The sequence below is a fragment of the Halomonas llamarensis genome (genome assembly GCF_023555005.1).
Taxonomy (GTDB): Bacteria; Pseudomonadota; Gammaproteobacteria; order Pseudomonadales; family Halomonadaceae; genus Vreelandella; species Vreelandella llamarensis.
The window spans coordinates 1-372 of sequence record NZ_JAMJPJ010000118.1 but is presented as its reverse complement, the minus strand read 5'-3'; the positions used below and the strand labels follow the sequence as shown (position 1 = coordinate 372).

Sequence of the window (372 nt, the reverse complement as noted above, 5' to 3'; positions counted from 1 at the left end):
AAACGCCCTGGGCGGCATGCCCACTGTGCAGCTGGCAGCGGATGTCGAAGCCGCCAAGAACAACACCCAGCTCCCCAACATGATGCTGGTGCTCGGGCGTGAAACCGTCAGCCACGGCCCCATGAGCCACCAGGCACGCCACCGCGTGAAAACCGAGGTGCTACTGGTCACGGGGATTCGCCGCCGTAACCAACCGTTAGGCCCGGTGGCCACCGCCGGTGACGACGAACTGGCGCAGCTACGCAAGCCCGCCCTAACGCAATTGATTAACTGGATGCCGCCAGGCGGCGACATCCCCGTGAAATGGCAACGCGGCCAGCTATTGGCCCTGCAAAGCCACGCCCTGTTTTGGGCCGATGTGCTAACCGCCGA

General features: G+C 64.2%; 1 protein-coding gene. It reads left to right on the top strand.

Annotated features, from left to right (window positions below):
- Nucleotides 1-16: 16 nt before the first annotated feature.
- On the top strand, nt 17-372 hold a 356-nt coding region (locus M8006_RS17850; protein ID WP_250084580.1), incomplete at its 3' end, for a phage tail terminator protein.